Below are 1,520 nucleotides of genomic sequence, written 5' to 3'. Positions count from 1 at the left end.
CCGCTGGGAGCGCGCGGCGCATCGCCAACGACGTGCACACCGCACGGTGTTGTGGCTGGCTCTGCACAGCATCGACGCAGGGCCCCGGATCATTCACGGCGTGGTGATGCGCTGATGGCCGACGCGATCCAGGATCACGTGATCCTGCGGTGGAGCCGCCACCCGAGCCACGTCGGCCGCGCCCGCGCGGAACTGCGAACCACGCTGGTGGACTGGCGACTGACGACGCTGGCGGACACCGCCTTACTCGTTCTCTCGGAGCTGTTGACCAACGCCGGACGTCACGCCCGCGTGTCACCGGGCCGGGAGATCGAAACGCGCTTCGTTCGCCTGCCCGCCGGAGTGAGGATCGAGGTCCACGACGCCTCGCCCGTACTGCCGGCGGAACGCCGACCGCAGGCGGACGCCTGCGACGGGCGGGGCCTGTTCCTCGTGAACGCGTTGGCAGACCGGTGGGGCTACGGGGAAAGGAACGGCCCTGGAAAGGCCGTATGGGCGGAGTGCATGCTCGACGCTCCGAGTGGGGCCGGCCGCCATGACGGATGAGCGACACCTCTGCGTAGTACGGGTATGGCGCGGAGACCTGGTGTGCGTACAAGGGAATTGGCGCGAGGTGACGACACTCCGTCTCGACCGCTACGCGAGTGGCGGCACGGCGGTGGTGCTCACCTTCACCTTCGGCTGCTCGCTACGCGTACCCGCCGACCGTCTGGTCGTGGTGTACCGACGCTGAAGAAGGTTCGGCGGACGGGCCGGGTGTTCGCCGAGGAGCACTCGGCCCGGCTCGTCAGGTGAGCACCCGAACTCCGCGACGAAGTGACATCCGCGCCTGAAGTGTCATGTTCGTCCATGCGCCATGTCGACCCGGAGAAATTCGTGTTTGACGTCGTTTGCTTGATTACGCCCTACCGTACTGGGCCTGGGTAAAACGTAACGAACCCCAGCCGAAGACTCGGGGAAGTTCCGGGGTACTGGTCACCTGGTGGGTCATTTCGCCCGTCGAATTTTCCTACACCCCCACAAAGATATGCCATTCCGTTCTCTATGGGCATTTACGGAGCCTGACAATTTTGACGCTTGCGGAGGGGGGTCGGCCCGGGCTCTCCAACGTGAAGTAGTGCCACGCATGGTGAGCCTGCTGGACCGGACGAACCTGCTTGATGAAGTACGCAGTCCCACTTTGGGGCTTGTGCGACTTCGCGAGCTCAGTACGTGCGAGATTGTGCGTAGGATCGACGACGGAACGGTAGGGAGAGGTGGAGGGCCTGCTGGCGGAAGCAGAGAACAGTGGGGGCTTTCCCCCGTTCATCACTTGAGTGCGGGAGCGGTTGGCCAAGCGATGGATCTATGGAAATGGCCACGTCAGGGGTGGGCGGAAAGTGACGCGCAACAGGGTTCAGGTGTACTACTGCGCACAGCATGCAGGTGAACCATTGGTAGTCCGAACCCCTGAGGATGTCGATGCGCTGATCGACGCTCTTGCTACGGGCCCTGAGTTCGAGAACTTGGCTGTTCTGCAC

At 63.9% G+C, this 1,520-nt stretch carries 1 protein-coding gene; it reads left to right on the top strand.

The features are described 5' to 3' along the window. Positions 1–114 precede the first annotated feature (114 nt). Complete coding sequence (locus ACMZ42_RS27045) at positions 115–546, top strand: ATP-binding protein (RefSeq protein ID WP_415733430.1); 432 nt, start codon at positions 115–117, stop codon at positions 544–546. The last annotated feature ends 974 nt before the right edge of the window (positions 547–1,520 follow it).

It is taken from the genome of Lysinibacillus sp. NPDC056185 (assembly GCF_047737915.1).
Classification (GTDB): Bacteria; Bacillota; Bacilli; order Bacillales_A; family Planococcaceae; genus Lysinibacillus.
The sequence above is the reverse complement of the archived record's forward strand: the minus strand, read 5'-3'. Positions and strand labels throughout refer to the sequence as shown.